General features: G+C 72.5%; 21 protein-coding genes. 7 read left to right on the forward strand and 14 right to left on the reverse strand.

The features are described from left to right. Positions 1 to 206: 206 nt before the first annotated feature. On the forward strand, positions 207 to 1,457 hold the full coding sequence (locus AC07AL_RS19795; RefSeq protein WP_478317850.1) for a cytochrome P450: 1,251 nt from the start codon (positions 207 to 209) through the stop codon (positions 1,455 to 1,457). Between the two features lie 111 nt (positions 1,458 to 1,568). Here AC07AL_RS19795 and AC07AL_RS19800 read toward each other — a convergent pair whose 3' ends face one another. Beyond that, the gene (locus tag AC07AL_RS19800) at positions 1,569 to 2,027 is read right to left on the reverse strand and encodes an Lrp/AsnC family transcriptional regulator (RefSeq protein ID WP_400843622.1); all 459 of its coding nucleotides are present in this window, start codon (positions 2,025 to 2,027) and stop codon (positions 1,569 to 1,571) included. Positions 2,028 to 2,194: 167 nt separating this feature from the next. On the opposite strand from AC07AL_RS19800, the gene AC07AL_RS19805 reads away from it, so the two are divergent. Genes AC07AL_RS19805 through AC07AL_RS19815 form a run of 3 tightly spaced genes read left to right on the forward strand, consistent with a single transcriptional unit; the run spans position 2,195 to position 5,054 of the window. After that, a complete protein-coding gene (locus tag AC07AL_RS19805; RefSeq protein WP_363579528.1) occupies positions 2,195 to 2,824 on the forward strand; it encodes a LysE family translocator in 630 nt (209 codons plus the stop codon). Between the two features lie 22 nt (positions 2,825 to 2,846). Continuing rightward, on the forward strand, positions 2,847 to 4,358 hold the full coding sequence (locus AC07AL_RS19810) for a CoA transferase (RefSeq protein ID WP_363579526.1): 1,512 nt from the start codon (positions 2,847 to 2,849) through the stop codon (positions 4,356 to 4,358). Between the two features lie 60 nt (positions 4,359 to 4,418). After that, complete coding sequence (locus AC07AL_RS19815; RefSeq protein ID WP_363579524.1) at positions 4,419 to 5,054, forward strand: DUF6461 domain-containing protein; 636 nt, start codon at positions 4,419 to 4,421, stop codon at positions 5,052 to 5,054. A gap of 63 nt (positions 5,055 to 5,117) precedes the next feature. On the opposite strand, the gene AC07AL_RS19820 is transcribed toward AC07AL_RS19815, so the two are convergent. After that, the gene (locus tag AC07AL_RS19820) at positions 5,118 to 5,717 is read right to left on the reverse strand and encodes an HdeD family acid-resistance protein (protein WP_363579522.1); all 600 of its coding nucleotides are present in this window, start codon (positions 5,715 to 5,717) and stop codon (positions 5,118 to 5,120) included. A 254-nt stretch (positions 5,718 to 5,971) separates the two neighbouring features. Here AC07AL_RS19820 and AC07AL_RS19825 point away from each other — a divergent pair, with 254 nt between their 5' ends. Beyond that, positions 5,972 to 7,804, forward strand: a complete 1,833-nt coding sequence (locus tag AC07AL_RS19825; RefSeq protein WP_400843616.1) for an NAD-binding protein — start codon at positions 5,972 to 5,974, stop codon at positions 7,802 to 7,804. A 136-nt stretch (positions 7,805 to 7,940) separates the two neighbouring features. On the opposite strand, the gene AC07AL_RS19830 is transcribed toward AC07AL_RS19825, so the two are convergent. The 5 genes from AC07AL_RS19830 to AC07AL_RS19850 form a co-directional block, all read right to left on the reverse strand. After that, on the reverse strand, positions 7,941 to 8,726 hold the full coding sequence (locus tag AC07AL_RS19830; protein ID WP_371520303.1) for an enoyl-CoA hydratase: 786 nt from the start codon (positions 8,724 to 8,726) through the stop codon (positions 7,941 to 7,943). A 171-nt stretch (positions 8,727 to 8,897) separates the two neighbouring features. Further along, the gene (gene aceE / locus AC07AL_RS19835; protein WP_478317851.1) at positions 8,898 to 11,624 is read right to left on the reverse strand and encodes a pyruvate dehydrogenase (acetyl-transferring), homodimeric type; all 2,727 of its coding nucleotides are present in this window, start codon (positions 11,622 to 11,624) and stop codon (positions 8,898 to 8,900) included. Between the two features lie 195 nt (positions 11,625 to 11,819). Then, the gene (locus AC07AL_RS19840) at positions 11,820 to 12,482 is read right to left on the reverse strand and encodes a GntR family transcriptional regulator (protein ID WP_363579516.1); all 663 of its coding nucleotides are present in this window, start codon (positions 12,480 to 12,482) and stop codon (positions 11,820 to 11,822) included. Between the two features lie 74 nt (positions 12,483 to 12,556). Then, positions 12,557 to 13,603, reverse strand: coding sequence for an enoyl-CoA hydratase/isomerase family protein (locus AC07AL_RS19845; protein ID WP_478317852.1), 1,047 nt, complete (start codon positions 13,601 to 13,603; stop codon positions 12,557 to 12,559). A 148-nt stretch (positions 13,604 to 13,751) separates the two neighbouring features. Beyond that, positions 13,752 to 14,363, reverse strand: coding sequence for a TetR/AcrR family transcriptional regulator (locus tag AC07AL_RS19850; protein ID WP_400984225.1), 612 nt, complete (start codon positions 14,361 to 14,363; stop codon positions 13,752 to 13,754). Between the two features lie 97 nt (positions 14,364 to 14,460). Between AC07AL_RS19850 and AC07AL_RS19855 the strand changes: the two genes are divergently transcribed. Beyond that, positions 14,461 to 15,234: an SDR family oxidoreductase gene (locus tag AC07AL_RS19855; protein ID WP_363579510.1), complete on the forward strand. Its 774-nt coding sequence runs from the start codon at positions 14,461 to 14,463 to the stop codon at positions 15,232 to 15,234. Positions 15,235 to 15,371: 137 nt separating this feature from the next. Here the strand turns inward: AC07AL_RS19855 and fahA are convergent, their stop codons facing one another. From fahA to AC07AL_RS19890, 7 genes are all read right to left on the reverse strand, one after another. After that, positions 15,372 to 16,595 (reverse strand): fumarylacetoacetase, encoded by a 1,224-nt coding sequence (fahA, locus tag AC07AL_RS19860; RefSeq protein WP_363579508.1) that lies wholly within the window; start codon positions 16,593 to 16,595, stop codon positions 15,372 to 15,374. Continuing rightward, positions 16,592 to 17,473 (reverse strand): hypothetical protein, encoded by an 882-nt coding sequence (locus AC07AL_RS19865; protein WP_400804771.1) that lies wholly within the window; start codon positions 17,471 to 17,473, stop codon positions 16,592 to 16,594. The genes fahA and AC07AL_RS19865 overlap by 4 nt, the downstream gene beginning before the upstream one ends. After that, a complete protein-coding gene (locus tag AC07AL_RS19870; protein WP_478317853.1) occupies positions 17,470 to 18,684 on the reverse strand; it encodes a cupin domain-containing protein in 1,215 nt (404 codons plus the stop codon). Before AC07AL_RS19870 ends, AC07AL_RS19865 begins: the two co-directional genes overlap by 4 nt. Positions 18,685 to 18,760: 76 nt before the next feature. Continuing rightward, on the reverse strand, positions 18,761 to 19,975 hold the full coding sequence (gene hppD, locus AC07AL_RS19875) for a 4-hydroxyphenylpyruvate dioxygenase (protein WP_363579502.1): 1,215 nt from the start codon (positions 19,973 to 19,975) through the stop codon (positions 18,761 to 18,763). A 206-nt stretch (positions 19,976 to 20,181) separates the two neighbouring features. Next, positions 20,182 to 21,528 carry a phosphoribosyltransferase family protein gene (locus AC07AL_RS19880; protein WP_363579500.1) on the reverse strand — a complete coding sequence of 449 codons (1,347 nt, stop codon included), beginning with the start codon at positions 21,526 to 21,528 and terminating at the stop codon, positions 20,182 to 20,184. A 156-nt stretch (positions 21,529 to 21,684) separates the two neighbouring features. Beyond that, a complete protein-coding gene (locus AC07AL_RS19885; RefSeq protein ID WP_400804775.1) occupies positions 21,685 to 23,385 on the reverse strand; it encodes an acyl-CoA dehydrogenase family protein in 1,701 nt (566 codons plus the stop codon). Positions 23,386 to 23,512: 127 nt separating this feature from the next. Continuing rightward, positions 23,513 to 24,085, reverse strand: coding sequence for a PadR family transcriptional regulator (locus tag AC07AL_RS19890; RefSeq protein ID WP_363579496.1), 573 nt, complete (start codon positions 24,083 to 24,085; stop codon positions 23,513 to 23,515). Positions 24,086 to 24,271: 186 nt separating this feature from the next. Here AC07AL_RS19890 and AC07AL_RS19895 point away from each other — a divergent pair, with 186 nt between their 5' ends. Continuing rightward, positions 24,272 to 24,742 carry an SPW repeat protein gene (locus AC07AL_RS19895; protein WP_063349890.1) on the forward strand — a complete coding sequence of 157 codons (471 nt, stop codon included), beginning with the start codon at positions 24,272 to 24,274 and terminating at the stop codon, positions 24,740 to 24,742. The last annotated feature ends 40 nt before the right edge of the window (positions 24,743 to 24,782 follow it).

Raw genomic sequence — 24,782 nt, forward strand, 5'->3', positions numbered from 1 at the left:
CGGTATTGGCCGGTTCCACCCCGTGAGACCATGCCCGGCCCCGTGCCGCCGCGCGTCGAGACACCCGGTCCGGCCGCCGCACCAACCCGTTCGTACGACCATCGACGCGGTTTGACATCGCCCTCCGCTTGCTCACTAAATGTGCACACCCCGGCACCGATGGTGGCCGCCGGGCGGACCCCGAACGCGAAGCAGGAGGCCCGGCCATGGAGACCTCGACCGGCTTGGCGGCCCCCGCCGCCGACCTCGCCGACCCCCGCTTCTGGCAGCTGCCCGCCCCCGCCCGCGCGGTCGCCTTCGCCGAACTGCGCCGACTCCCCGCGCCGGTGTTCTTCGGAGATCCCGCCACCGGTCGGGGCTTCCACGCGCTGGTCCGCCACGCCGACGTGGTCGAGGCCAGCCGCACCCCCGCGGTGTTCCTCAGCGGCCCCGGCGTCACCACCCCGGAACCGCCCCGCTGGGTCCGGCTGGTGTTCGGCGACTCGATGGTCAACCTCGACGACCCCCGGCACGCCCAGCTGCGCAGGATCGTCTCGCGAGCCTTCACCCCCCGGCTGCTCGGCCAGGTAGAGGAGGACATCCGCCGCGTCGCCACCCGCCTGGTCGACGACGTCGAGCGGCGGCGGCCGGAGGACTTCGTCACCTCCGTGGCCGCCGAGCTCCCCTTCCAGGTGATCTGCACCATGATGGGGATCCCGGAACACCCGCGCCGAATGATCCTGGACCAGGTCAACCACGCTTCCGAGAACATCGGCGTGGCCCGCCCGCTGCGCCGCCGGATCCGGATGCCCGGGCGCGGGCTGCTGGCACTGGCCCGCATGCAGGGCATGGTCGCCTCGATCGGCCGTGAGCGCCGCCGCAGGCCCACCGAGGACCTGATCTCCGCCCTGGTCACCGCCGACGTGGACGGCCGTCGGCTCACCGGACGCGAACTCGGCGCGTTCTTCTCCCTGCTGCTGGTGGCCGGCGTGGAGACCACCCGCAACGCGCTCGCCCACGGCCTGCACCTGCTGACCGCGCACCCGGAGCAGCGCGCCCTGCTGCTCGCGGACCTCGACGGGGGGCTCGGCGGTGCGGTCGACGAGATCATCCGCCACGCCACGCCGATCATCCACTTCCGCCGGACCCTCGCCGTCGACCACGAGCTCGGCGGCCCCGGGGGCCCGCTGCTGCACGCGGGAGAGAAGGTCGCACTGTTCTTCGGCTCGGCCAACCGGGACGAGACGGTCTTCCCCGACCCGGACGCGTTCGACATCACCCGCACGCCCAACCCCCACCTCGGCTTCGGCGGCGGAGGGCCGCACTACTGCATCGGGGCGCACCTGGCACGGCAGGAGATGAAGGTGCTGTTCCGCGAGCTGTTCGCCCGGCTGCCCGAGGTGCGGTCGGTCGGCGAGCCGGACATCGTTCCGTCCAACTTCGACCACCGGGTCCGGTCGCTGCGCTTCACGTTCTGAACCGTCCGAGCCCTCCGAGCCCTCCGAACCCTCCAGCCCTCCGAGCCCTCCGAACCCTCCAGCCCTCCGAGCCCTCCGAACCCTCCAGCCCTCCGAGCCCCCGTTCGCGCCCTACCCGCCGATCGGCAGCCCCCGGTCGGCCTTCACCTGCTTCATCGTCAGATGGGAGTTGACCTGCGCGATCCCCGGCAGGCCGGAGAGCACGTCGGTGATGAAGCGCTCGTACGAGGCGATGTCGGCCACCGCGATGCGCAGCAGGTAGTCGGGTTCCCCGAAGAGGCGGTGCGCCTCCACCACTTCCGGCAGCTCCGCCACCCGGCGTTCGAACTCGGCGACCGTCACCTGATCCTCGTGACGCATGGTGATCGTGACGAAGGGTTGGAAGCCGCGTCCGACCGCCGTGCCGTCCAGGAGCGCGCGGTAGCCGCGAATCACGCCGTCCTGCTCCAGTTGTCGGACCCGGCGCAGGCAGGGGGAGGGGGTGAGGTCCACCCGGGCGGCCAGGTCGGCGTTGGTCAGGCGGCCGTCCTGCTGGAGCTCGCGGAGGATTCTGCGGTCGATTCGGTCCATGGCGCAATATTCTGCCAAAACGCGGGCCGGGCGAGCAGGAAGTGGCCATCGTGTGCCAGGGCTATCCGGCTACCTTCAGTGACCGAACGCACCGGACAGGTGCCGCGAGGATCACCGGACCAACGGCCGGGACCCGCCCGAACGAGCACGACAGGTCACCGCCACCCATGGACACCCACGCCCTCCTCCTCTTCCTCGGAGTCGACCTGCTGCTGGTCTGCACACCGGGGCCCGACTGGCTCTACATCGCCGCCCGGGGCCTCGGCCAGGGCCGGCGCGCCGCCTTCACCGCGGTCGGCGGCGTCTGCGCCGGCTACGCCGTCCACACCCTGCTCTCCAGCGCCGGCCTGGCCGCCGCGCTGCGTGCCGTCCCCGCCGCCCTGCCCGTCCTGCGCCTCACCGGCGCCGCGTACCTGCTGGTGCTGGCCGTCACCATGCTGCTCGCGCTGCGCAAGGGCGGGGGCGCCACGGCCCTCACCGAGCCCAAGCCGCAGCCCACCGCGACCGTGCTGCGCCAGAGCATGCTGACCGCCCTGCTCAACCCCAAGGGGCTGCTGCTCTACCTCTCCCTGGTGCCGCAGTTCGTCGAGCCGGGCGCCGCGCTGCCGGTCGGCGGGCAGGTGCTCGCCCTCGGCTCGCTCAACGTGCTGGCCTGCGCCGTCGTGTACGGGCTGGTCGCGCACGCCAGCGGACGCCTGGGCGGACGGCTCGGCGGCACCCCGCGCGCGGCGCGCCGGATGACCCTCGTCTCGGCGGTGCTGCTGATGCTGGTGGCGGGCGTCACGGCGAGCGCCTGAGAACGGGAGCACAATGCCGGGCATGACAGAGCGTCCGACCTTCCCCGGCACCCGGCCCGCCGATCAGCCCGCCTCCACCGATCAGGCCGTGCCCGCCGATCAGCCCGCCTCCACCGATCAGGCCGTGCCCACCGAACAGCCCGCCCCCGGCGGGGAACCCACGGACCGGCCCACCGCCGAACTCTGGACCGCCCTCGGCGGATCGGCCGACCTGCTGGGGCGGGTCTCCTTCCACGGCCCCGGCGACGTCCTGCCCTCCGGCCTGCCGGTGCGCCGGCTCGCCCGGGCCACCGTGGCCGCCTGCTCGCTGGCCGCCGCCGAACTCGCCGCCCACCGCGCCGGCGGCCCGGTCCCCGCTGTCCGGGTGGACCAGGGCGCCGTCGCCACCGCCTTCGTCAGCGAACGCCACCTGACCGTCGACGGTCGCACGCCCGTCAGCTTCGCCCCGCACTCCGGCTTCTGGCGCACCGCCGACGGCTGGGTCCGCACCCACGCCAACTACCCGCACCACCGCACCCGACTGCTCGCCGCCCTCGACCTGCCCGCCGACGCCGGGCCCGAACAACTCGCCGAGCTGCTGGGCGGACTGCCGGCGGGGCAGGTCCAGGAGCGGGCGTTCGAAGCGGGGGCGCTCGCCGTCGCCGTCGCGCCGGCGAGTGCCACCATGCACCCCCTGGTGGAGAGCCGGGTGACCGGCACCGCGCCCGTCCGCCCGCTCGGCGACGCCGGCCCGGAGCGGCCCGCCGCCGGGATCCGCGTCCTCGACCTCACCCGGGTCATCGCCGGACCGGTCGCCACCCGCACCCTCGCCCTGCTGGGCGCCGACGTCCTGCGCGTCGACCCGCCCCAGCTCCCCGAGGCCGACGACGCCCACGCCGACACCGGCTTCGGCAAGCGCTCCACCCGCCTCGACCTCGCCGATCCCGCTGACCGAGCCGTCTTCGACGGCCTGCTCGCCACCGCCGACGTCCTCGTCACCGGCTACCGCCCCGGCGCCCTCGACGAGCACGGCCTCGCCCCCGACGCACTGTCGGCCCGCCACCCCGGCCTGATCGTCGCGCAGCTCTGCGCCTGGGGCTGGACCGGCCCCTGGGCCGGCCGGCGCGGCTTCGACAGCCTCGTCCAGGCCGGCGTCGGCATCGCCGCCCACGAGGCCGGCCCCGACGGCCGCCCCGGCGTACTGCCCGCCCAGGCCCTCGACCACGGCACCGGCTACCTCGTCGCCGCCGCCGTCCTGCGCGCCCTCACCGAGCAGCGCACCGGTCGGCCCGGCGGCCGCCACCTGCGGTTCTCCCTCGCCGGTACGGCCTCGTGGCTGCTGCACGGCATCCCGCCCGAGGCGCCCGCCCCTGCTACCCCGGCGGACGGCGCTCCGGACACCGGGGCGTACGACCCGGCCCGGTGGCTCGCCGAGACCGACTCCGCCTACGGACGGCTGCGCCACGCCCTGCCGCCCATCGCCTACACCGGCGCGCCCACCGACTGGTCCCGCCCGCCGGGGCGCTGGGGGACGGACGCGCCGGTCTGGCTCTGAGGACGCCGCGCAACCGCCGCCCCGGCCGGCGGTGTCACAGGCAGCTGGCAGCATCGGCGCATGACTGCACACGCCACCGACTACACCTGGTTCGAGCAGCGCTACCCCATCCCCGGGGCGGCCCACTGCCTGACGCTGGTCGAGGGGATCACCGCCGACGAACTGCTGCGCCGCTTCGGCGCCCTGCCCGGTCGGGAGGTCACCGGCCTGGACGCCGTGGTCGCCGCCTGGGAGACCTTCGACGACGGGGAGGACGAGGAGGCGGAGGCCCGGATCGAGCCGGAGGATGACCGGCTGCTCGTCGCCGTCACCGAACTCGACGGGTGGGCCGTCGTCGTCGAGGTCTTCGGCTACCTCGGCAGCCTGCCCGACGTCATCCGCCGCCTCGCCGACGGCACCCGGCTGGTCTCGCACTTCCGGAACGCCGTCGCGGTGGACCACTTCAACTGGTGGGAGCAGGGCAGCTGCCGGCTCCAGTTCGAGCCGCTGTTCCCCACCCAGCGGCACGGTTCGGACGCCGACGCCCCCGGTGTCCCCGCGCTGCTGACGGCCTGCGGCTTCCAGCTCGACGGGGAGGGTCATGACCTGCACACCGAGGCCGCGTTCGCGCTGGCCGAGCGGCTGACGGACGTCCGGCTCACGCCGGAACGGCTGGAGGCCGCCACGTTCCGGATCGGCTACGCGCCGATGCGCTAGCTGCGGAGTGAGGCCCGTGAAGTCAGGCCCGTGAAGTCAGGCCCGTGAAGTCAGGTCGTGAAGTCAGACCCCCGCCGGGATCTGCTTGGCCCGGCCTCGCATCTGGAGGGCCGTCACGATCTCGATCAGCCCGAGGATCAGTAGCCAGCAGCCGGCCAGGACGGTCAACGCGGCGATCGAACCGACCGGCCAGACCAGCAGCAGCACACCGGCCACCGTGTTGGCCGCTCCTGCGAAGGCCTGCCAGCCACGGGCCGGCATCTCCGGGTCGGAGACCGCGGCGGCGAGCTGAGTGATGCCCCGGAACAGCCAGCCGATGCCGATCCAGATCGCCAGCAGGACCAGCGACTGCGCCGCGCTGCGGAAGCAGAGCAGCCCCAGCAGGACGCAGATCGCCCCGCTGATGAAGGCCAGCACCCGCAGTGCGGTGGACGCGTGGGTGCCGAACGCGGCGACCAACTGCACGATGCCGATGACCAGCAGGTAGAGGCCGAACAGCACGCCCACCACCAGCAGGGTCTCCCTCGGCCAGACGAAGACGACGATTCCGAGGGCCAGCGAGACGATTCCGGCGAGCAGCAGGACCTGCCAGGCGGCCTTGGCGAGCTGGCCGAGCGGACCCTGGACCGGGGAACCGTCGGGGGTGATGATCGGGGAAACCACGGTGGTGTACTCCTCGGGGCCGGGGACGGGCAGGGGTCGAACCCCAGACTGGCCGGGCCACCGCCGACCGGCGCGTCGGGTACGGCCTTTCGGGGGACGGAGACAGGAGAGGGAGGAGAGGAGGCGGAGGGGGATGGAAGGGGGACGGGAGAGGGAGCACGGAGGAGACGAATGTTCGATGGAGCGGCTCCGGTGGCCTTCCGGTCGCCGGAACGACACCGTCCGGCCGCCTGCCGTCGATATCATCCGGCGGTATGACTTCTGAAGGGTGGGGGACCCGTTCGGTCGAGCCGGTCAGTCAGCACTACATCGTCTGCGGGGGCAACGCACTCGCCCACCGGCTGGTCCTGGAACTCGTCGAGCACTACGAGGTCCCGGTCGTCGTCCTGGTCGCCGATCGCACCCGCGACCACGCGCCGCAGATCGAGCAACTCCCCGGCGTCGCCGCCGTCGTCGAGTACGCCAGCATCACCGACGAGGCGCTGCGCGAGGTGTCGATCGACACCGCCCGCGGCCTCGCCCTCGTCGAGGGCAGCGACCAGGACAACATCCACGCCGCGCTCAGCGCCCAAGGCCACAACCCGGACATCCGGATCGTGCTCCGGATGTTCAACCAGCGCCTCGGCGAGAACATCGAACGGCTGCTCAGGAACGGTGCCGCGCTCTCCGGTTCCGCCACCGCCGCACCCGCCTTCGCCGCGGCGGCGCTCGGGCGGCCCAACTCGGTCGAGATCGGCGGACGCTTCCTGCACATCGCCTTCGACGACGCCATCACCTCCGACCGGATCTGCGTGGTCGCCGACCACATCGACCGCCAGGACCTCAGCAGGATCCGCCTGCTGCCCGAACAGCGCGGCGACTCGGCCGACTTCGTCCGGCTCGCCAGCGAGTTCGGCGACGACGGGCCGGTGCGCCCCGGTGGCGTCCGCCGCGACGCGGAACCGGAGCCGGTGCCCGAGGAGGAGCCGGTGCCCGAGGAGGAGCCGGGCGGCGTGGCCGCCCTCCAAGCGCTGCGCATCGAACCCAGGGAACCGATCAGCTGGGCGCGGCGGGCGCGCTGGCGGCTGCTCGACATGATGCGCTTCTTCACCAGCGCCCGGATGCGGCTGGTGCTGCTCACCGCCCTCGCCGCAGTGCTGATGGCCTTCGGCGTGCTCTGGTACCTGAACCGGAACTTCGGCTGGACCCTCTACATCTCGTTGCTCGACCTCGCGGGCGCCGCCCAGCCCGACCAACTCGCCGACATCGCCGCCGGGACCGGGACGGGCGGGCTGTGGCAGCGGGTGGCACAGGTGGTGATCACCATCTGCGGGATCACCTTCGCCCCGGTCGCCACCGCCATCGCGGTCGAGGTGCTCGGCTCCGGGCGGCGCGGGCAGCCCCGCAACCCCGGGGCCGGCACCCGGGACCACGTGATCGTCGTCGGCCTCGGCAACGTCGGCACCCGGGTCGCGGCCCAACTGCACGAACTGGGTGTGCCGGTGGTCTGCATGGAGCGCGACCCGCAGGCCCGGGGCATCGCCGCCGCCCGGGCGCTCGGCATCCCGGTGGTCCTGGGCGACGGCCCGTTCGAGGAGCAGTTGCGCCGCGCCCGGTTGAAGCACAGTCGGGCGCTGGTCGCGGTCAGCGGCGACGACGCCACCAACCTGGAGGCGGCCCTGGAGGCGCGCCACGGGAATCCCGAAGTCCGGGTGGTGGTGCGGCTGTTCGATGACAACTTCGCCGGGCACTTCTACGCGACGCTGGACAACGCGGCCTCGCGCTCGGTCTCGTACCTGGCCGCACCCGCCTTCGCCGCCGCCCTGATGGGGCGCGAGGTGCGCGGGATGCTGTCGGTGTTCCGGCACGTGCTGCTGATCGCCGAGTTGACGGTCGAGGACGGCAGCGGGCTGATCGGGATGAACCGGCACGACCTGGAGGACCCGGGCGGCGTCCGGGTGATCGCCGTCCGGTTCGCCCGCAGCGCGCAGTTGCAGTGGAACTTCCCCGACCGCACCCGGCGCCTCACCCCCGGCGACCAGATCGTGGTCGCCGCCACCCGTAGCGGGCTCGCCCGGCTCAACACCGCGTTGGTGGACGAGGTGTGATGGCGGCTGACGGGTAACAGCCGACAGATAACAGATAACAGATAACAGCTGACAGATTTCAGATGACGAAATCTGTCAGCTGTTATCTGTTGCTTGTCGGCTGTTACCCGTCAGCTGTCAGTCGTGAGCGGCCAGGTCACCGGTTGGTGAAGGACGGCGGGCGCTTCTCGGCGAACGCCGCCATGCCCTCCTTCTGGTCCGCCGTGGCGAACGCCGCGTGGAACAGCCGGCGCTCGAAACGGACGCCCTCGGCGAGGGTCGTCTCGAAGGCGCGGTTGACGCTTTCCTTCATCATGACCGCCGCCGGGGTGGACATCGCCGCGACGGTCTCGGCCACCGTCAGGGCCTCGGCCAGCAGCTGGTCCGCCGGGACGATCCGGGAGACCAGGCCGGCCCGCTCGGCCTCCTCGGCGCCCATCATCCGGCCGGTCAGGCACAGCTCCATCGCCTTCGCCTTGCCGACCGCCCGGGTCAGCCGCTGCGAGCCGCCGATGCCCGGGATCACGCCGAGCTTGATCTCCGGCTGCCCGAACTTCGCGGTGTCCGCCGCCAGCAGGATGTCGCACAGCATCGCCAGCTCGCAGCCGCCGCCCAGCGCGAACCCGGCCACCGCCGCCACCACCGGCTTGCGCAGCGCGCCGAGCCGGTCCCAGGGGCCCAGCCAGTCGTCCAGGTAGACGTCCGGGAACCGGTTGCCCTGCATCTCCTTGATGTCGGCGCCGGCCGCGAACGCCTTCTCCGAGCCGGTGATCACCAGACAGCCGATCTCCGGGTCCCGGTCGAAGGCGGTGGCGGCCGCGACCACCTCGTTCATCAGCTGGGTGTTCAGCGCGTTGAGCGCCTTCGGCCGGTTGAGCGTGATCAGCCCCACCCGGCCCTTGCGCTCGACCAGGATCGTCTCGTAGGTCTCGGTCTCGGTCATCGCCGTTGACTCCCATTCCGCTGCTCGGCGCCGCGCGGGCGCGCCCTGACCATCCAACGATCTACGACGCGCCCCGCCTCGCGCCAGTCTTGGCATGCGAGACGGTCGTCACGGGCCCGGCTCCCCGCTGCGGAGCCGGGGCCCAGGGCTCCGGACACGGGCCGCCAGGGGTCAGAAGCGGACCCCGTAGCGCTCGGCCGCCTGCCGGACGGTCTCCGCCTTGACCTCACCCCGGCGCGCCAGCGCGGCCAGCGCCGCCACCGCGACCGACTGGGCGTCCACGCCGAAGTGCCGGCGCGCCGCGTCCCGGCTGTCGGAGAGGCCGAAGCCGTCCGTGCCCAGCGACGTCCAGTCCTGCTCCACCCACGGGCGGATCTGGTCCGGCACCGCGCGCATCCAGTCGCTGACCGCCAGCACCGGCCCGGGCGCCCCTGCCAGTGCCCGCGTCACGTAGGGGACGCACGCCGCCGCGCCTGTACCGGCCGCAGCCTGTGTCAGGTTGGCCGCGTCGCAGTCCAGTGCCTCCCGGCGCAGCTCCGTCCAGGAGGGTGCCGACCAGACGTCCGCCGCCACGCCCCAGTCCTCGCCGAGCAGTTGCTGGGCGGCGAGTGCCCAGCGAACGGCGGTGCCCGAGGCGAGCAGTTGGAGCCGCGGCGCGTCGCCGTCCGGGGAGGGCTCCGCCGGGCGGTAGCGGTACAGCCCGCGCAGGATGCCGTCGGTGATGTCAGTGACATCGGTGACGTCGGTGACATCCGCGCCGGTCGGCAGCGGCGGCTGTGGCAGCGGCTCGTTGTAGACGGTCAGGTAGTAGAACACGTCCTCGCCGTACGGGTGTCGGGGGCTGCTGCCGTACATCCGGCGCAGGCCCTCGCGGACGATCACCGCGACCTCGTACCCGAAGGCGGGGTCGTAGGACAGTGCCGCCGGGTTGGTGGAGGCGATCAACTGCGAGTGACCGTCGGCATGTTGAAGGCCCTCGCCGGTCATCGTGGTGCGTCCGGCGGTGGCGCCGATCAGGAAGCCCCGGCCCAACTGGTCGGCCAGGGCCCACATCTGGTCGGCAGTGCGCTGCCAGCCGAACATCGAGTAGAAGATGTAGAACGGGATCACCGGCTCGCCGTGGGTGGCGTAAGCGGTCGCGGCGGCGGTCAGCGAGGCCATCGAACCGGCCTCCGTGATGCCCTCGTTGAGGATCTGGCCGGTCGCCGACTCCTTGTAGTGGAGCAGTTGGTCGCGGTCGACCGGGTCGTAGGTCTGCCCCAGCGGCGAGTAGATGCCGGCGCTCGGGAAGAGCGACTCCATGCCGAAGGTGCGTGCCTCGTCCGGGACGATCGGCACCCAGCGGTGGCCGGTGGCCTTGTCCCGCATCAGGTCCTTGACCAGTCGGACGAACGCCATGGTGGTCGCGATCTCCTGCGTGCCGGAGCCCTTGAGCAGCGTCTCGAAGGGCTTCGCGGGCAGCTCGGGCAGCGGGGTGAAGCGCACCCGGCGGGCGGGCGCGGGGCCGCCCAGCGCGGCGCGCCGCTCCCGGAGGTAGCGGGCCTCCGGGGAGTCCGGGCCCGGGTGCGCGTACGGGACCAGCTCGCCGGTCAAGGCGCTGTCCGGAATGGGGAGTTCGAGCAGGTCGCGCATCGCCCGGAACTCGGCCCCGGAGAGCTTCTTCATCTGGTGGTTGGCGTTGCGGGCCTCGAAGCCGGGGCCGAGCGTCCAGCCCTTGACCGTCTGCACCAGTACCACCGTGGGGGCGCCCCGGTGCTCCAGCGCCGCCCGGTAGGCGGCGTACACCTTGCGCGGTTCGTGTCCGGCCCGGGAGGTCGCGACGATCTCCAACAGCCGCTGGTCGTCCACGGTTTCGGCGATCGCCCGGAGTTCGGGCGCGGCCTGGAACAGGTGCTCGCGGACGTAGTGGGCGTCCGAGGCGGCGTAGGTCTGGAACTGTCCGTCCGGCACCGCGCCGAGCCGGCGCACCAGCGCGCCCGTGGTGTCGCGGGCCAGGAGGTCGTCCCAGGCCTCGCCCCACAGTGACTTGACGACGTTCCAGCCGGCGGCGCGGAACTGGCGCTCCAGCTCCTGGACGATCTTTCCGTTTCCGCGTACCGGTCCGTCCAGGCGCTGGAGGTTGCAGTTGACCACGAAGGTGAGGTTGTCCAGTCCCTCGCGGGCGGCCAGGGCGAGCGCGGCGGTCGACTCCGGCTCGTCCATCTCCCCGTCGCCGAGGAACGCCCACACGTGCGAGCCGGAGGTGTCCTTGATGCCGCGCGCGGTCAGGTACCGGTTGAACCGGGCCTGGTGGATGGCCGACAGCGGTCCGAGGCCCATGGACACGGTCGGGAACTCCCAGAACCACGGCAGCCGGCGCGGGTGCGGGTACGAGGGCAGGCCGTCGCCGCCGGCCTCCTGCCGGAAGCGGTCCAACTGGGCCTCGCCGATGCGCCCTTCGAGGAAGGCGCGGGCGTAGACGCCGGGCGCGGCGTGGCCCTGGACGTACAGCTGGTCGCCGGAGCCGTCGGCCTCCTTGCCGCGGAAGAAGTGCTGGAAGCCGACCTCGTACAGCCAGGCGGCGGACGCGTACGTGGCCATGTGCCCGCCGAGGCCGCCGCGGTGGTTGCCCCTGGTCACCATGGCGGCGGCGTTCCAGCGGTTCCAGGCGGTGATCCGGCGCTCCATCGCCTCGTCGCCGGGGAACTCGGGCTCGGCGCCGGTCGGGATGGTGTTGACGTACGGGGTGTCCAGGAGCGGCGGGACGTCGAGCCGGCGCAGTTCGGCGTGTTCGACGAGGCGGCGCAGCAGGTGGGCGGCGCGGTGCGCTCCGCCGAAGTCGCGGGCGGCGTCCAGGGAGGCGCGCCACTCCGCCACCTCTTCGGGGTCGTGGTCGGGAAGCTGGTCGAGCTGGGACACGGATGGTTCCCCTTTGCCGGTGCTTCAGAGTGCCGATTCCGGGATGCGGAATGACATTTCTCTCCATGGAAGGTCTCTATGGACGGTAGGGAGTGATCCGGCGGCGCGTCAACCGCTACTGGAGGGTAATGTGAGCGATGATCGATCATCTTTATGCGAACTATGATCCCGGGCCAGGACCCCGTCCGGATCCGCTCAGGCGGAGCGGTCGGCGTACTCCAGGACGTGTTCCGCCAGCAGCCGCCCGACCTCCGGATCCCGCCGCCGGAAGGCCTCGATCAGCGGAGCGTGGTCGGCCGCGTTCTCGTGCAGCTCCGGGCGGACCCGGTGCAGCGACAGCACCGTCCACACCTCCACGCCCAGCCCCTCCCAGGTCCGCAGCAGTGCCCCGTTGCCGGCGGCGGCCACGATCTCGCGGTGGAAGGCCACGCCGTGCCGGGCCTGCCCGAGCGCGTCACCCGCCCCGGCCGCCGCCGCCATCCGTTCCGCGTGCTGCTCCAGGGCGGCGGTGTCCCCGGCCAGGCGGATGACCGCCGACTCGGCGGCCAGCCGCTCCAGTGCGGCCCGCACCTGGTAGACCTCGCGCAGTTCGGCCGGGCTGATCTCGCGCACCCGCACGCCCCGGTTGGGCTCGGCGTCGAGCAGCCCGAGCGACTGCAGCGAGCGCAGCGCCTCGCGCACCGGCGCCTGGCTGACGTTCAACTCGGCGGCCAGGCGCCGTTCCACGATCCGGTCGCCGGGCTGCCAGCGCCCGTTCAGCAGGCCCTCCAGCAGTAGTCCGCGCACCTGCTCGCCGAGCGGCACCCGGGACAGCGGGTCGGCGTCCCCGGTAGGCGGCGGAGGGCTCGGGCGGGTCATGCGGGCTCCTTGATCGTGGTTCATGACGCGTGGTTCATGACGCGTGGCGGTGCGGGGCCGGCGCCGCCGCCCGGTCAGGCCAGGCCCAACTCGTCGCCCACGCGAGGGGCGAGGAAGCGGGCGACGTCCGCCTCCCCGACCTCGGCGAGCGTCGCCGGGGACCAGCGCGGGGTGCGGTCCTTGTCGATCACCTGGGCGCGGATGCCCTCGACCAGGTCATGCCCGCCCAGCGCGGCGCAGGAGACGCGGTACTCCTGGTCGAGCACGGCCTCCAGGGAGGGGAGCGTGCGGGCCCGGCGCAGCGCGGCGAGGGTCACCGTGACGGCCGTGGGGGAGTTGCCGAGGACCAGCTCCGCGGCCTCCTTCGCCTCCGCCACACCGGAGTTCAGCAGTCGTTCGACGATCTCCGCGACGCTGTCGGCCGCGTAGCAGGCGTCGATCCAGCCGCGCTGCTCCGCGAGCGGGGCCCCCGGCGCGGGCTCGGCGTGCGCGGCGACGACGGCGGCCGGGTCGGGGCTCTCGGCCAGGGCGTCGAGCAGCGCCGCGATCCGCGCCGAGGGGACGAAGTGGTCCGCGAACCCGCACAGCAGCGCGTCACCGGGGCCCATCGAGGCCGAGGTGAGGCCGAGGTGGGTGCCCAACTCGCCCGGGGCGAGCGCGAGCAGCCGACTGCCGCCGACGTCCGGGACCAGCCCGATCCGGGTCTCGGGCATGGCGACGGTGGAACGTTCGGTGACGATCCGGACCGCGCCGTGGGCGGACAGGCCGATGCCGCCGCCCATGGTGATGCCGTCCATCACCGCGACGTACGGCTTCGGGTAGTGGGCGATCAGCGCGTTCAGCCGGTACTCGTCGCGGAAGAAGGCCCGGGTGCCGGCCCCGCCGGCCTTGACGTCGTCGTGCAGTGCGCGGAGGTCGGCCCCGGCGCAGAGGCCGCGCTCGCCGGCGCCGGTCAGGACGACGGTGCGCACCCGGTCGTCCGCGGCCCACTCGGCCAGCGTCGCGTGGACGGTGGTGATCATGCCGTGGGTCGCCGAGTTGAGCGCCCGCGGTCGGTTCAGCACGATCCGTCCGACCCCGCTGTCCAGGGAGACCTGGACCTCCGCCACCTCTGCGCTCATCGGGTCTGTTCCCGTCGTTCGGTCGTTCCTCGGTCTTGACGACTCCTGTCGTCCACCGTACCGGGGCGGCGCGGAGCCGTGATCACCCGGCGGGCGGCGGGCCGTCCTCGCGGCCCGCCGGCCGGCCGCCCGGGCCCGGTTCGGGGCCCTACGGCCAGGCGCGCAGGGCGAGTTCGGCGGTCCGGGCCAGGTCGGCGGCGGTGGCGCCGTCCCGGGCCTGTTGCGACATGCCCTGGATGACCGTGCCGAAGTAGCCGGCCAGCGCGTGCGGGTCGGCGTCGGGCGGGAGTTCGCCGTCCGCCCGGGCCGTGCGCAGCCTGGTCTCGAAGGCGTGGAGGTTGCGGTTGCGCAGGTCGCGCAGGTGGGCCTGGACCTCGGCGTCCTGCGGGGAGACGTTGGTGGCGGCGCTGATCACCAGGCAGCCGGCCGGGTGGGAGGGGTCGGGGTAGATGGCCGCCGCCTCGCGCAGGATCCGGGCGAAGGCCGCGTACGCGGTGGTCTCCTCCTGTAGGGCGGCCTCCGCGAACGCGCCGACGGGGGAGTGCCCGTAGTGGCGGACGACCTCCTCGAAGAGCGAGCGCTTGTCGCCGAACGCGGCGTAGAGGCTGCCGGGCCGGATGCCCATGGCGGTGGTCAGGTCGGTGACGGAGGTGGCCTCGTAGCCGCGCTCCCAGAACAGCCGGGTCGCCGCCGTCAGCGCCACGCCCCGGTCGAAGGTCGGCGGTCGTCCGCGCCGGGGCCGCGTCGGGTTCTCGGTCATGCCGGAATTTTAGAACACCCGCTCAACAAGTGTGTTAGCTTCTTTCTTGAGCGACCACTCAACAAATAGGGTGGGCGAAGCGGGAAGGGGCTCAGTCATGGGCAGGCAGGCACTCAAGGGCAAGACCGCGCTGGTCACCGGGGGCAGCAGGGGGATCGGCCGGGCGATCGCCCGCAGGCTCGGCCGCGACGGCGCCACCGTCGCCGTCGGCTACGCCCGCGATCAGGAGGCGGCGGGTGAGGTCGTCGCGGGCATCCGCGCCGACGGCGGCCGAGCCTTCGCGCTGCACGCCGAACTCGGCCGGCACGGGGACGCGGCCGCGCTGTGGGAGGCGTTCGATGCCGGGATCGGCGCGCACGCGCCCGACGGCGGCGTCGACATCATCGTGAACAACGCCGGGATCGGGCGCAGTGCCGACCTCGCCGCGCTCACCGAGGAGGGCTTCGACGAGGTCTTCGCCGTCAACGTCCGTGCGCCGTTCTTCGTCGTCCAGCACGGACTGCACCGGCTGCGCGACGGCGGCCGGATCATCAACGTCTCCAGCGGCGCGGCCCGCCTCGCCATGCCGGAGATCATCGCTTACGGGGCGACCAAGGGGGCGCTCGACACCTTCACCCTCAACCTCGCCAAGCAGCTCGGCCCGCGCGGGATCACCGCCAACTCGGTCGCGCCGGGTGTCGTCGACACCGACGTCAACGCCGGCTGGCTGCGCGGCAATGCGGAGGCGGAGGCCCATGCGGCCTCGCTCGCGGCCCTCGGCCGGGTCGGGCAGCCGGAGGACGTCGCGGACATCGTCGCCTTCCTCGCCTCCGATGACGCTCGCTGGGTCACCGGCCGGGTCATCGACGCCACCGGTGGGGCGGGCCTGTAGGCGCGGTGGGTCCGGTGCGCGGGGGGAGTTCGAGGAGGGGGCGGGGGTAACAGATAACAGCTGACAGATGATGAAATCTGTCAGCTGTTATCTGTCATCTGTTCGCCGTCAGTTGTGGGCCAGCGGCTGTGGACCGGCTACGGCTGGACCCGCCCCGTCACCTCGCCGAACCCGATGACGGCGCCGTCCGCCCCCGGCGCGGTGGCCGTGATGGTGACCTCGTCGCCGTCCTCCAGGAACGTCCGGGTGGTGCCGTCCGGGAGCTTCAGCGGCTCCTCGCCGTTCCACGTCAGCTCGATCAGCGCGCCGCGGGTCTCCGGCTCCGGCCCGCTGACGGTGCCCGAGGCGAACAGGTCGCCGGTGCGCAGCGAGGCGCCGTTGACCGTCATGTGGGTGAGCTGCTGCTGTGCCGTCCAGTACATCGAGGCGAACGGCGGCCGGGACACCAGGTGCCCGTTCAGCCGGACTTCCAGCGCCAGGTCCAGTCCCCACGGTTCGCCGCCGCGGTCGTCCAGGTACGCCAGCGGCTCGACGTCGCGCTCGGGCGGCGCGACCCGGGCGTGCTGCAGGGCGTCCAGCGGGACGATCCACGGGGAGACGGAGGTGGTGAAGGACTTGCCGAGGAACGGGCCGAGCGGCACGTACTCCCAGGCCTGGATGTCGCGCGCGGACCAGTCGTTGACCAGGCAGACGCCGAACACGTGCTCGCGGAAGTCGTCCAGGACGACCGGTCGGCCCAGCTCGGACGGGGTGCCGACGACGAAGCCGACCTCCGCCTCGATGTCCAGCCGCCGGGTCGGCCCGAACGACGGCGCCGGGTCGGCGGGCGCCTTGCGCTGCCCGTGGGGCCGCACCACCGGGGTGCCGGAGACGACCACCGTGCCGGCCCGCCCGTGGTAACCGATGGGCAGGTGCTTCCAGTTGGGGGTGAGCGGCTCCGAGCCCGGGCGGAAGATCCGGCCCAGGTTGGTGGCGTGGTGCTCGGAGGCGTAGAAGTCGACGTAGTCGGCGACCTCGAACGGCAGGTGCAGCTGGACCTCGCCCGCCGGCAGCAGCGCAGGCGACAGCGCCTCGCGGTAGGACTCGTCCGTCAGCCACCGCGTGAGGTCGGCCCGGACCTGCGTCCAGGTCGAACGCCCCGCCGCCAGCAGCGGGTTGAGCGAGTCCGCGGCCAGCAGCACGGACGGCGCCCCGGCCGCCCGGGCGGCCGCCGCGGCGTCCAGCACGAAGTCCCCGACGCGCACGCCGATCCGGCGCCGGCCGGGCTGGTCGGCGGCGGTGAACACGCCGTACGGCAGGTTGTGCACGCCGAACGGCGAGTCCTGGGCGCTGGCGAGCCAGCTGCGGGGGGTGGTGCTCAACGGTCCTCCTGGGGCTGTGACGTGGACGACAGCAGGCCGAGCGCGGCCAGGTCGTCCAGGGGCTCGGCGATGCTGCACGTGCCGAACGCGGTGAACGAGTTCCGGATCACCGTGACCTGACGATCGGTCAGCGCTTGGACGGCCTTGGCCAGCACCGCGCCGTCGCGTTCCGCCAGCACCGCCGCTGCTGCGGCCCGGTCGGTCTCCTGCGCGGCCAGCAGCACGTTGAGGAAGCCGTGGTGCTCGAAGCCGGTGGTCGGGTCGGTGTGCCGGACGGCGTTGTGCAGTCCGGCGGTGCACTTGTACGGCAGTCCGCGCAGCGCGCAGCCGGTGAGGAAGGCGGCCAGCTCCTCCTCGTCCGGGAACGCCTCGGCCACCACCCCGCCGGTGCGGAACTTCGCCCGGTAGGGGCTGTCGACGAGCACGTCCAGCACTTCGCCCAGGCCGTCGCCGCGCAGGAGTTCGCGCGGCAGCTCGATGGCGGCCGGGACGTCCGGCGGCAGCAGCCGGTCCAGGGCGGCGACCGCCTCGGCGGCGTCCCGGACGGCGAGTTCGACGCCGGCCACCTCGAAGGGCGCGGCGGCGGCGAGCGCCGGGCCGAGTTCGGCACTGCCCCCCGGCAGTACGAGCCCGACCCCGAGCGGCGCACCGCCCGCCACCGCCGCGGCCAACTCGCCCAGCCGGCCGGCCCCGCACAGGAGCGGGCCGACCGCCTCGGCGTACCAGGCCGCGCGGTGCCCGCGGTGCGCGGGCACCGCCTCGGCGACCGGCAGGTTCCCCGGGGGGAACACCGCGGCGTCGTCGAAGAGCCCGTGGAACAGCTCGGGGATCGCCCCGGTGGCCGGTGAGTCGGGCGCGGCGGACGAGGCGGCGCTCATCGCCCGGGCCCCCGCCCGGCCCAGGTCCAGGCGTAGTTGCCGTCCTCGCCGGCCCGGCCGCCCTCGCCGAGCTCCAGCGGGCGGAACGTGTCCACCATGACGGCGAGTTCGTCGAAGAACTCGACGCCGATGCTGCGCTCGTACGCGCCGGGCTGCGGCCCGTGGGTGTGCCCGCCGGGGTGCAGCGAGATCGAGCCCTGGCCGATGCCCGAGCCCTTGCGGGCCGCGTAGTCGCCGCCGCAGTAGAACATGACCTCGTCGCTGTCCACGTTGGCGTGGTAGTACGGCACCGGGATCGACAGTGGGTGGTAATCCACCTTGCGGGGAACGAAGTTGCAGATCACGAAGCCGTTGCCCTCGAACACCTGGTGGGCCGGCGGCGGCTGGTGGACCCGGCCGGTGATCGGTTCGAAGTCCCGGATGTTGAAGGTGTACGGGTACAGGCAGCCGTCCCAGCCGACCACGTCGAAGGGGTGGTGCGGCACGGTGTAGCGGGTGCCCGAGACGCCGTTCGGGCCGCGGTGCTTGACCAGCACGTCGACGTCTCCGGCGGCGTCCCCGGTGGCGTCGACGACCAGCGGGCCGACCGGGCCGCGGAAGTCCCGCTCGCAGTACGGCGCGTGCTCCAGCAGCTGCCCGTACTTGGAGAGGTAGCGCTTGACCGGGGTGATGTGGCTGTTCGCCTCGATGCAGTACGCGCGCAGCGGTTCGTCCCCCGTCGGCACCCAGCGGTGGGTGGTGGCGCGCGGGATGATCACGTAGTCGCCCTGGCCGACCTCGATCGAGCCGAAGACCGTCTCGACCGTGCCGGAGCCGGACTCCACGTACACGCACTCGTCACCGAGTCCGTTGCGGTACAGCTCGCTCGGGGCCCCGGCGGCGACGTACGAGATCCGCACGTCGCCGTTGCCGAGGACCAGGCGGCGGCTGCCGACGACGTCCGCGGACTTCCACTCCTGGTCCGCGAACAGCTCGTGCAGCTTGAGGTGGCGGGGGAGCAGGGGGTGGTTGGGCACCGTGGACTGGTCCGGCAGCTCCCACGGCACCGCGTTCACCACGGCCGAGGGGATGCCCCGGTGGTAGAGCAGCGAGGAGTCCGACGAGAACCCCTCCTCGCCCATCAACTCCTCGTAGTACAGCCCGCCTTCGGGTGTGCGGTGCTGGGTGTGCCGCTTGGGCGGGATGCTGCCCAGCTGCCGGTAGTACGCCATCTCCCTGCTCCTCCTCGACCGTGCTCAGCCGACCGTCCTCACGGTACGCCCGACCGTGCTCAGAGTTCCCCAGCACTCACAGGTTGCCGCGGGCGTCCTGCTCGCGCTCGATCGCCTCGAACAGCGCCTTGAAGTTGCCCTTGCCGAAGCCCAGCGAACCGTGCCGCTCGATGAACTCGTAGAAGACGGTGGGGCGGTCGCCGATCGGCTTGGTGAAGATCTGCAGCAGGTAGCCGTCCTCGTCGCGGTCGACCAGGATGCCGCGCGACTTCAGCTCGTTGATGTCCACCCGCACCTTGCCGATCCGGGCGCGCAGCTCCGGGTCGTCGTAGTACGAGTCGGGGGTGTCGAGGAACTCCACGCCGCGCGAGCGCAGCACGTCGACGGTGGTGAGGATGTCGTTGGTGGCGAGCGCCATGTGCTGGCAGCCGGGGCCGGTGTAGAACTCCAGGTACTCGTCGATCTGCGACCGCTTCTTGGCGATGGCCGGCTCGTTGAGCGGGAACTTCACCCGGTGGTTGCCGCTGGCGACGACCTTGGACATCAGGGCGGAGTAGTCGGTGGCGATGTCGTCGCCGACGAACTCGGCCATGTTCACGAAGCCCATGACCCGGTTGTAGAACGACACCCACTCGTCCATCCGGCCCAGCTCGACGTTGCCGACGGCGTGGTCGAGGGCCTGGAACAGGCGCTTGGGCGAGCCCTCCGGGTGCTGGACCTTGCTCTGCGCGGTGATGTACCCCGGCAGGTAGGGGCCGTGGTAGCGGGAGCGGTCGATCAGGGTGTGGCGGGTCTCGCCGTAGGTGGCGATGGCCGCGCGGCGCACGGTGCCGTTCTCGTCGGAGACGTCGTTCGGCTCCTCCAGGACGGTGGCGCCGGTCGCGCGGGCGTGCGCGATGCACTTGTCGACGTCCGGGACCTCCAGGGCCAGGTCGACGACGCCGTCGCCGTGGCGGCGGTGGTGGTCCAGCAGCGGGCTGTCCGGCAGCACCCCGCCCTTGATCACGAAGCGGCAGGAGCCGGAGCGGAGCACGAAGGCCTTGCGGTCACGACGGCCGGTCTCCGGGCCGGAGTAGGCGACCAGCTCCATGCCGAACACGGCCTGGTAGAACTGGGCCGTCTGGGTGGCGTTGCCGACCACGAAGACGACCGCGTCCTGCGCGGTGACGGGGAACGGGTCGGTGGCCGGGTCGTGCTCGACGAGGCCGACGAGGCGGCGCAGCTGGTCGGCGTCGAGGCCGGCCTCGCGCTCCTCGGGGGTCAGCTCAAGGGCGTGGGACTGCGGGGTCATCGGTCGTTCCTCCACTTTTGGCCTCGGCTCTGAGGCGTCCGCTTGAGGCGGCCGCGCCGCGAACGGGTGGGCGGTGCGGCTGGCGGAGAGCTTGCTCCTGTCCGGGTGGCTGGGCAACAGGTCGGGATTTCACTGTTCAATGTGTACAAGCTGATCAGGAAATCCCGCATTCGGCTGCGCAAAATGTGCTGCCGATCGGGACCGGTTCACGGGGCCCGTGACACCGGGTCCTGGGCGGTCCCGAGCGGGGGGAGGTGGCGCAGGAACCAGGCCCCGGCGAGCTCGGCGACCTGGTCCAACGTGCCCGGCTCCTCGAACAGATGGCCCGCACCCGGCACCACCGCCAGTTCGCTCACGCAGTGCAGCCGGGCCCGGGCCCGCCGGTTCAGGTCGATCACGGTGGTGTCCAGGCCGCCGACCACGAGCAGCGTCGGGGCGCTCACCCGGCCCAGGACGTCGGGACCGGCGAGGTCGGGGCGCCCGCCGCGGGAGACCACCGCGCCGACGGCGGGCCCGAGCGCGGCGGCGGTGTGCAGGGCGGCCGCGGCGCCGGTGCTGGCGCCGAACAGGCCGAGCGGCAGGCCGCGGGTCTCCTCCAGCCGGCTCAGCTCCTCGGCGACGGCGGTCAGCCGGTCACCGAGCAGAGCGACGTCGAACACCTTGCGGCGGTCCGGCTCCTCGGCCTCGGTGAGCAGGTCGAACAGCAGCGTGGCCAGCCCGGAGCGGTTCAGGTACCGGGCGACGTGACGGTTGCGCGGGCTGCGCCGGCCGCTGCCGCTGCCGTGCGCGAAGAGCACGATGCCGCTCGGTGCGGCGGGGACGGTCAACCGGCCGGCGAGGCGCACACCGGCGGCGCGCAGGACCAGCTCGCGGTCCACGTCCACCGGCCCCGGCGCGCGCCGCCCGCCCGCGGCCTCGGCGAGCAGCCGCAGGACCTCCTCGTCGCCGGTCTGCGCGAAGTCCCCGTAGAACTCGCCGATCGCGAAGAACGGCGACGGTGTGCCGACGCAGACCAGCTCGTCGGCGACCTCGGACAGGCGCTCCGTCCAGTCCGCCGGGGCCACCGGGACGGCGAGCACCACCCGGGCCGCGCCCCGGGCCCGGACGATCCGGCAGGCGGCCCGGGCGGTGGAGCCGGTGGCGACGCCGTCGTCCACCACGATCACCGTGCGGCCGCGCAGGTCGGTGGGCGGGCGGCCGCCCCGGTAGCGGCGGGCCCGGCGCTCCAACTCGGTGCGCTCGCGCCGCTCCACGGCGGCCAGCTGGTCGTCGCCGACCCCGGCCAGCCGGATGACCTGCTCGTTCAGCACCCGGACGCCGTCCTCGCCGATCGCCCCCATGCCCAGCTCGGGCTGGTAGGGCACGCCGAGCTTGCGGATCACGCAGATGTCCAGCGGCGCGCCGAGCGCGGCCGCCACCTCGGCGGCCACCGGAACCCCGCCCCTGGGCAGCGCCACCACCACGGTGTCGGCGCCGCCCAAGTGGCCCACGCGGGCGGCCAGCCGCCGGCCCGCGTCGGTCCGGTCGGTGAAGTGGGTCCCGGTGCCGTGCATGACGCGCCCTCCGTGTTCCACGGTACGTCCGGGCGGCGTCGGGCGGGGCACCGAGGGGGCGGGGCCCCGGGGGCGTGGGCCGGAGGTGCGGACCGGGGGTTCAGGCCCGTGCCCCCGGTCCGCACCCCCGGGGTCGTTCCACGTTCCGCGCGGCGGCTACGGCCGCATCTCGTACGCGCCCGACAGCTCCTCGACCCGGGCCCACACGGCGGCGGCCCGCTCCGCGTTGGCGGCCGGCCGGCGCACGTTCGCCAGCGCCCAGGCGGCCTGCTCCGGGGTCGTCGAGGCCTTGCCGTGCAGCTCGGTCGCGTGCGCGGAGAAGTCGCGGACCAGCGCGTCGAAGATCTGGTCCAGGACGTCCTCGTCCAGGCCGGTCAGCTCCGCCTGCTCCAGCACCAGCTGGCCGTAGACGATCAGTGCGAACAGCTGGCCGATCTCCAGCAGGAAGTCCAGGTCCGCCTGCTGCTCCTTGCTCGGCGCGTGGCTGAGCAGCAGCTCGCAGAAGCCGTCGGCCTGTTCGCGGAAGCGGGCGACGTTCGGCAGCTGCGTGTGGCGGTCGTACGCGGTGCGCCAGTCGTGGAAACGGATCGCGCCGAGGCCGCGGGCCGCGCCCTGGCGGAACAGGAAGGCGTCATCGGCGGCGTCCAGCCGGGTCGGCACCGGAGCGTAGTCGCTCGGGGCGAACAGGTAGTTGCCCATGAACTTGAGGATCAGCGCCAGGTTGACGTGGACGGTGCCCTCCAGCTTCGGCAGGCCGCGGATGTCCTTCGCCGCCTTGTCGAAGTAGGTGTCCGCCTCGAAGCCCTTGGCGGCGATGACGTCCCACATCAGGTCGATGACCTTCTCGCCCTCGGTGGTGACCTTCATCTTGGTCATCGGGTTGAACAGCAGGTAGCGGCGGTCCTCGGGGGAGGCGGTGCGGAAGTAGTCCACGGCCCGCGCGCTGAACATCTTCATCGCCACCAGACGGGCGTACGCGTCGGTCAACTCCCGTCGCACGTGAGGGAAGTCGGTGACCTTCCGGCCGTACAGCACCCGGTTGTGGGCATGCGTGACGGCCTCGTACATCGCGTGCTCGCAGATGCCGACCGAGGCCGTGCAGAGGTTGAACTTGCCGACGTTGACGGTGTTCAGCGCGGCGTCGAAGGCGGCCTGCCCGGTGTGCAGCACGTCCTCGGCGCGCACCGGGTAGCCCTCCAGCCGGAACTCGCTGACGTACATCTGGGCGTTCACCACGTTCTTGACCAGGTGGTACGCGTCGTGGCGGCTGTCGGCGGCGAAGAAGACGTAGCCCTCGGGGCCCTCGACGTCGGAGCGGCGGCCGAACACCGAGACCAGGCCGGCCACGTTGCCGTTGCCGATGTAGTACTTGGAGCCGGTCGCGGTGAAACCGCCCTCGCCGTCCGGGGTGAGGATCATGTCGGTGGAGTAGATGTCGGCGCCGTGGGTGCGCTCGGAGAGGCCGAACGCCATGACGTGACCCTCCGTCAGGAGCTTTGCGGCGCGGGCCCGGACGGCCTCGTTCTTGCTCTGCCAGACCGGCCCGAGGCCGAGGATGGTGACCTGCCAGGTGTACCAGTAGCCGAGGCCGTAGAAGCCGAGGATCTCGTTCAGCTCGGCGATCCGGGAGGTGTCCCAGCGCTTGCCCGGGTCGGCCGCGGACGGGGTCAGGAACTCCGCGAACAGGCCCTCCTTGGCGGCGAATTCGAGGAAGTCGGCGTACCAGGTGCGGTCGACGTAGGTGTCGATCAGCGCCTTCTTGCCGCGGGACTCGAACCAGTCCACGGTCGCGCGCAGCAGCCGGCGGGTCGGCTCGTCGAACTGCGCGGGGTCGTACGTACGCGGGTTGAAGAGCATCACGGGCTCCCGGGGGTCGAGGGTGAGGGGTGGCGGGTGAGGCGGCGGCGGGTGGTGGCCGGCGGGTGACGGCGAACAGCGGACAGATGGCAACTGACAGATTTCAGATTTCAGCGTTCAGATTCTGTTATCTGTCACCCGTCATCTGTGACCTGTCATCCACGGCGAGGCGGTGCAGGGTGGCGAGCACGTCGTCGAGCCAGGCGAGGGTCATCCGCTCGTACTCGATGCCGCCGCGCAGCACCACGTGCTGGAGCTCCTGCTGGGTGTCGAGCGCGGTGAGGTCGGGGAAGTCGCGCTGCTCGCCGTGCAGGTAGCGGGCGAGCAGGGCGGCGTGGCTCTCGCGGTGCCGTTCGACCTCGGAGATCAGCGCGGCCGGGTCGTCGAAGGCGGCGGCGCGGATCTTGACCGCGAGCTCGTGTCGGACGGACTCCGGCTCGACCGGTTCGCGCAGCCAGCCGGCGAGCACGGCCCGTCCGGCGTCGGCCGCCGAGTAGACCTTCTTGTCCGGTCGGCCGTCCTGGGCGACCTCTTCGGCGGCGACCCAGCCGTCGGCCTCCATCCGCCGCAGCACCTTGTAGATCTGCTGGTGGGTGGCGGTCCAGAAGCGCCCGATGGAGCGGTCGAAGCGCCGGGCCAGTTCGTAGCCCGAGCCCGGCTGCTCCAGCAGTGAGACGAGGATCGCGTGCTCCAGTGCCATGTCCGGCATCCTGCTATGCAACGAATTGCATAGGCAATGGGGGGCCGGAGTGGTGAGACGCAGGTCACCGCCGTGATCGGATGGTTGTCGAGCATTTACGGCCAAAAGGCGCAAATCATCGGAGAAGCGCCAGAATGGGTACGGGGCAAGAGCCCTCCATGTTCCGAACCATAGGAGGTGGTATCGGTGTCTACCCAGATTCCGATGGGCATGGAGCATCACCCGGACATCGTCGAACTACGGGAGCACTACGAGCGGATCACCTCGACCCCGCGCGCCCAGGCCACGGAGGCCCTGGCCGTGCTGGCGGGCCTCTTCCTGGCGGCATCGCCATGGATCGTCGGCTTCACCGCCTTCAACACGCTGACCGTGACCTGCCTGATCGTCGGCCTGGCCTACTGCGTGCTGATGGCGGGATACGGGTCGGCCTACGAGCGCACCCACGCGAGGGCCTGGGCGGCCACCGTGCTCGGCGCGTGGACGATCGTCTCTCCCTGGCTCGTCTCCGGATCGGCCGCGCAGGGCAGGAACATCGTCACCTGCGTCATCGTCGGTGCCGTGATGTTCCTGCTCGGTCTCGCGGCGATCTCGATGGCCACGATCACGGCGAACGGAGCAGCGATGCGGCTCGGCCGCGCCGGCCGCGCCAAGGGCTGACGTCACTGACAGCCCGCGTCCGGGGCGTGGAGGGCCGAAC

The organism is Kitasatospora sp. NPDC043949, assembly GCF_056435365.1.